Source organism: Actinotalea sp. C106, assembly GCF_023630195.1.
Taxonomy (GTDB): Bacteria; Actinomycetota; Actinomycetes; order Actinomycetales; family Cellulomonadaceae; genus Actinotalea.
The window spans coordinates 1-5,057 of the sequence record NZ_JALPKN010000234.1; the positions used below are offsets into that span (position 1 = coordinate 1).

Sequence of the window (5,057 nt, forward strand, 5' to 3'; positions counted from 1 at the left end):
GCCCGTCACCCCGCACCACGCCACCGAGCGCGGCTGGGCGGCCCGCCTGGGCTACCTGGTGCGCGGTGCGCTGATCGGCCTCGCGGAGATCGTGCCCGGGGTCAGCGGCGGGACGATCGCGCTGGTCGTCGGTGTGTACGAGACCATCATCCGCTCGGCCGGTCACCTGGTGCGGGCCGCGGTCGACGGCGTGCGCGGCCTGGTCCGGCGCGGCGAGGAGCGGGCCGAGGTCCGGGCCCTCGCGGCGCAGAACGCCCGCAAGGTGCGGTGGGGGGCGCTCCTCCCCATCGGCATCGGGATGATCACGGCGGTGATCCTCGGCGCGAGTGCGATCGAGCCCCTGCTCGAGGAGCACCCCGTCGAGTCCCGCGCGCTCTTCGCGGGGCTGATCCTCGCCTCGCTCGCGGTCCCCGCGCGCATGGTCGGCGGTGCCTGGCGTGCGCGCGAGGTCCTGCTGGGCCTGGCTGCGGCGGCCGTGGCCTTCTTCCTCACGGCCATCCCCCCGGCCGCGGACCAGGACCCGTCGATGCTCGTGGTGGGCGTGGCCGCGGCCTTCGCGGTGTGCGCCCTCGTGCTCCCCGGCGTCTCGGGCTCGTTCCTGCTGCTCACGGTCGGCCTCTACGAGCCGACCCTCGCCGCGGTCAACGACCGCGACCTGGGCTACCTCGGCGTCTTCGTCCTCGGGGCGATCGTCGGGCTCGGAGCCTTCGTCTCCGGGCTGCAGTGGCTGCTCGAGCACCACCACCGGGTCACCCTGGTCGTCATGACGGGCCTCATGGCCGGGTCCCTGCGCGCCCTGTGGCCGTGGCAGGACGAGGACCGTGGCCTGCTGGCCCCTGCCGACGACGTCTTGCCGGTGGTGGGGCTGGTCCTGCTCGGCATGGCGATCGTCCTGGGCCTCCTGCTCGCCGAGGCCCGCGCCCGACGGCGGCCGGCCGACGCCCAGCACGTGGCCGACACCCTCGACGTTGACTGAGCCCCCCGCTGACGGTCGTCAGTCCCGCGGGCGAGAGTCCTGGTCGGCCGCCTCGGCGAGGCTCAGCGGCTCGGGACGCCCGGACGTCGCTCGGCGCGAGAAGTGCATGAGCGCACCGATCAGGGCGACGACCGAGAGCACCACGAGCGGGCCGAAGAGCTGGACGGGGGCGGGCTCGAGCCGGTCCTCGGTGGCCAGGGACTCGAGGGTGAGCGCGACCGATGCGCCCACCGTGGTCAGCACCCAGGCCCAGGTCCAGCTCAGTCCGCGACGGCCGATCCGACCGTGCAGCAGCCGGATCCGGGAGCGTCGGCGCAGCTCCCGGTGCAGGAGCAGTGCTCCCGCCAGCAGGTAACCCCCCGTGACGGGGAAGGCCAGCAGCATGATCATCACGGCGTACCCGGCCTGGGTCAGGAACGGGATGAGGTAGGCCAGCGGGAGGGTGCACCACACCGCCGCAAGGGCCAGGGACTCCGCCGTGCTCGGGGCGAGCGGGGGGCCTGCGGCCGGGGAGGGGGCGGTGGTCGGCGGGGTCATCGCTGGTCAGCGTAGTGGGACGAACCGGTAGCCGCCGTGGCCCGTGGTGCGCAGCCCGCCGTCGGGCGCGCGCTCGACCAGGAGCATCTCACCCCGCACCGGCAGCACCATCCGCCCCCCGGCGGCCAGCTGGTCCGCGAGGGCCTGCGGCAGCTCGCGGGCCTCCGCCGAGACCAGGATGCGGTCGTAGGGCCCTGCCGCGGGCAGGCCCAGCACCGCGGGGTCAGCCCGGCGCTCGCGCGCCCAGGGCTGGTCGGTGGGCTGGTTGGCCGCGCCCCAGGCTGCGAGGTCGCGCTCGAGCTCGACGCCGTACACCGTTCCCTCGGGCCCGACGAGGTGGCCGAGCAGCGCCGTGGTCCAGCCCGAGCCAGCGCCCACGTCGAGGACCCGGGCGCCCGGGGGGACGTCGAGCAGGCGGAGCATGGCCGCGACGGTGCTCGGCTGCGAGCTGGTCTGCCCATGACCGATCGGCAGGGGCCGGTCCTCGTGGGCCCGGGCGTGCAGCTCAGCAGGGAGGAACCCCGCGCGAGGGTGCGCCCAGAAGGCCTCGTCGACCCGGTCCATGCCTGTCATCCTCGCACCGGGGATGCCTCCCTGCGGGGAGAGGGTTAGCGTCGGCGGTGTCCTGTCCCTGAGCTGGAGGTCCCTATGGCTACCCGCACCGCCCGTACCGCCTGGAACGGCACCCTCTCGGAGGGCTCCGGCCAGGTCGAGCTGAGCAGCTCGAAGGTCGGCACCTTCGACGTGTCCTTCCCCAAGCGTGCCGCCGAGGACGCCGACGGCACCACGAGCCCTGAGGAGCTGGTGGCCGCGGCCCACTCCTCCTGCTACGCCATGCAGCTCTCGGCCCTGGTCGGCGAGGCCGGTGGCGTGCCGCACAGCTTCGAGATCTCCGCCGACGTGTCGCTCGGCCCGGACCCGGCAGGCGGCTTCCACCTGACCGGCATCCTGCTGACCGTCCGCGCCGAGGTCGAGGGTCTCGACGCGGCCGGCTTCGTCAAGGTCGCCGAGGAGGCCAAGGCCACCTGCCCGATCAGCAAGGCGCTGACCGGGGTCGAGATCACCCTCGACGCCGCGCTCGTCGCGTAGGTCCAGCACGACCGTGCCCCGTCGCGTGATGCGCGACGGGGCACGGTGCTGTCCGGAGCTCTGCTGGCCGGAGCGGCGCTGTCCGGGGACGGTGCTGTCCGGGGACGGTGCTGGGCCGGGTCCTCAGGCCCAGGGGTCCAGGACCACCTTGATGCAGCCGTCGTCCTTCTTCTGGAACGTCTTGTAGAGCTCGGGGCCCTGCTCGATGCCCACGCGGTGGGTGCGCAGGTCGAGCACACCCAGCGGGTCGTCCTCGCGCTCGACCAGGGGCATCAGCTCGGGGATCCAGTGGTGCACGTTGGCCTGCCCCATGCGCACCGTGAGCTGCTTGTCGAAGAGCTCCATCATCGGCATCGGGTCGGCGGCCCCGCCGTACACCCCGGACAGCGAGACCGTACCGCCGCGCCGCACCACGGAGATCGCCGTGTGCAGGGCCGCCAGCCGGTCGATGCCGGCCTTGTCCATGACGGTGCGCCCCACGACGTCGGGCATGAAGGCCGTCATCTTGTGGGTCATCTCGGCCACCGGCGAGCCGTGGGCCTCCATGCCGACCGCGTCGATCACCGCGTCGGGGCCACGGCCGTCGGTCAGGTCCCGGATCGAGGCCGCGAGGTCGTCGTGGTCGCGCAGGTCGAGCACGTCGATGCCGTGCCGCCGGGCCATGGCGAGCCGCTCGGGCACCAGGTCCACGCCGATGACCTTGCTCGCGCCCCGGAAGGCGGCCACGCGCGCGGCCATCTGACCGATCGGACCGAGGCCGAGCACCGCGACCGTGCCGCCGGCGGGGATGTTCGCGTACTCGACGCCCTGCCACGCGGTGGGCAGCACGTCGGACAGGTAGAGCCAGCGCTCGTCGGGGGTGCCGTCGTCGGGCACGACCACCGGGCCGTACTGCGCCTGCGGGATGCGCAGGTACTGGGCCTGCCCGCCGGCGACCTGCCCGTAGAGCTTGGTGTAGCCGAACAGGCTCGCGCCCTTGTGGTGCTCGTGCACCTGGGTGGTCTCGCACTGGGTGGTCAGCCCCTGCCGGCAGTAGTGGCAGGTGCCGCAGGCGATGACGAAGGGCACGACGACGCGGTCGCCGACCTTGAGGCGGGTCACCTCGGGGCCGACGGCCTCGACCACGCCCATGGACTCGTGACCGAGCACGTCGCCCGCGTCGATGAACATGCCGAGGGTCGAGTACAGGTGCAGGTCCGAGCCGCAGATCGCGGTCGAGGTCACCCGGATCACCGCGTCGGTGGGTTCGACGACGGCGGCGTCGGGGACGGTCTCGACGCTGAGCTTCTCGGTGCCCTGCCAGGTCAGTGCGCGCATGGTTGTTCTCCTTCGTTGTTCTGCTCAGGCTCACCCGGTCCGGGGCGCACCGCACCTCGGGAATCGTTCTCACGACGGTTGGGCTCGGCGGCGGTCCGGGCATGGTGGCCCGACGCCACGCGGACCTCCCGGACCCCGCCGTCGCCCCCGTGGCAGGATCGGCCCGTGGCGACCACGACCCCAGCCCCCGGGACGGCCCCTGAGACCGACGAGCTCGTCGCGCAGCTGCGCGCCGTGGTCCGTGGCGAGGTCGACTCCTCCTCCCGTCGCCGCGCCGAGTACTCGACCGACGCCTCCAACTACCGCGTGCCCCCGCGGGTCGTGGTGATCCCCCGGGACGTCGACGACCTGGTCGCGGTCACCGAGGTGGCCCGTGCGACAGGGGTCCCGCTGACGGCGCGCGGGGGCGGCACCTCGGTCGCGGGCAACGCGGTGGGCCCGGGCATCGTCGTCGACACCTCGCGGTACCTCACGGCCATCGGCGAGATCGACCCGGAGGCCCGCACCGCCGTCGTCGAGCCCGGCGTGGTGATGAGCTCGTTGCAGGCCGCGGCCCGCCCGCACGGCCTGCGCTTCGGCCCCGACCCCTCGACCCAGAACCGCGCGACCCTCGGCGGGATGATCGGCAACAACGCCTGCGGTCCGCACGCCGTGGCCTACGGGCGGACGGCCGACAACGTGGTCTCCCTCGACGTGGTCGACGGGCAGGGCCGGCGCTGGACGGCGGGCCGGGGCGACGGCGCCCTCGACGTGGTCCCGGGACTGTCCTCCCTGGTCACGGCGAACCTGTCGACCATCCGCACCGAGCTCGGCCGCTTCGGTCGGCAGGTCTCGGGGTACTCCCTCGAGCACCTGCTGCCCGAGAAGGGCCACGACCTCGCCAAGATGCTGGTCGGCACCGAGGGCACCCTCGTGACGGTGCTGGGCGCGACGGTCTCCCTGGTCCCGATCGCCGACGCCGCGGTCCTCGTGGTGCTGGGGTACCCCGACATGCCGAGCGCGGCCGACGTGGTCCCGGCCCTGCTCGCGCACGACCCCCTCGCGATCGAGGGCCTCGACGCCCGGCTCGTCGACGTCGTGCGGCGGCACCGCGGCGAGGCCCACGTGCCGGCCCTGCCCCCAGGGGCCGGCTGGCTCA

6 protein-coding genes are annotated in these 5,057 nt (G+C 73.9%); 3 read left to right on the plus strand and 3 right to left on the minus strand.

Translation table 11 applies throughout. The features are described from left to right. On the plus strand, positions 1 to 976 hold a 976-nt coding region (locus L0B03_RS13740), incomplete at its 5' end, for a DUF368 domain-containing protein (protein ID WP_308200064.1). An 18-nt stretch (positions 977 to 994) separates the two neighbouring features. Here L0B03_RS13740 and L0B03_RS13745 read toward each other — a convergent pair. Next, positions 995 to 1,513 (minus strand): hypothetical protein, encoded by a 519-nt coding sequence (locus L0B03_RS13745; RefSeq protein ID WP_250446711.1) that lies wholly within the window; start codon positions 1,511 to 1,513, stop codon positions 995 to 997. 6 nt (positions 1,514 to 1,519) lie between these two features. Continuing rightward, on the minus strand, positions 1,520 to 2,086 hold the full coding sequence (locus tag L0B03_RS13750) for a protein-L-isoaspartate O-methyltransferase (protein ID WP_374204957.1): 567 nt from the start codon (positions 2,084 to 2,086) through the stop codon (positions 1,520 to 1,522). A 75-nt stretch (positions 2,087 to 2,161) separates the two neighbouring features. Between L0B03_RS13750 and L0B03_RS13755 the strand changes: the two genes are divergently transcribed. After that, positions 2,162 to 2,602 carry an OsmC family peroxiredoxin gene (locus L0B03_RS13755; RefSeq protein WP_250446715.1) on the plus strand — a complete coding sequence of 147 codons (441 nt, stop codon included), beginning with the start codon at positions 2,162 to 2,164 and terminating at the stop codon, positions 2,600 to 2,602. 123 nt (positions 2,603 to 2,725) lie between these two features. On the opposite strand, the gene L0B03_RS13760 is transcribed toward L0B03_RS13755, so the two are convergent. Further along, entirely contained in the window at positions 2,726 to 3,919 is a 1,194-nt protein-coding gene (locus L0B03_RS13760; protein WP_250446719.1) for a zinc-dependent alcohol dehydrogenase, read from the minus strand. A gap of 165 nt (positions 3,920 to 4,084) precedes the next feature. On the opposite strand from L0B03_RS13760, the gene L0B03_RS13765 reads away from it, so the two are divergent. Further along, positions 4,085 to 5,057: FAD-binding oxidoreductase (locus tag L0B03_RS13765; protein ID WP_250446721.1), on the plus strand; the 973-nt coding region annotated here is incomplete at its 3' end.

Excerpts from the sequence above, each read along its gene's own strand:
- L0B03_RS13745 (WP_250446711.1), bottom strand. The coding sequence starts at position 1,513 with ATGACCCCGCCGACCACCGCCCCCTCCCCGGCCGCAGGCCCCCCGCTC.
- L0B03_RS13755 (WP_250446715.1), top strand. The coding sequence starts at position 2,162 with ATGGCTACCCGCACCGCCCGTACCGCCTGGAACGGCACCCTCTCGGAG.
- L0B03_RS13760 (WP_250446719.1), bottom strand. The coding sequence starts at position 3,919 with ATGCGCGCACTGACCTGGCAGGGCACCGAGAAGCTCAGCGTCGAGACC.
- L0B03_RS13750 (WP_374204957.1), bottom strand. The coding sequence starts at position 2,086 with ATGACAGGCATGGACCGGGTCGACGAGGCCTTCTGGGCGCACCCTCGC.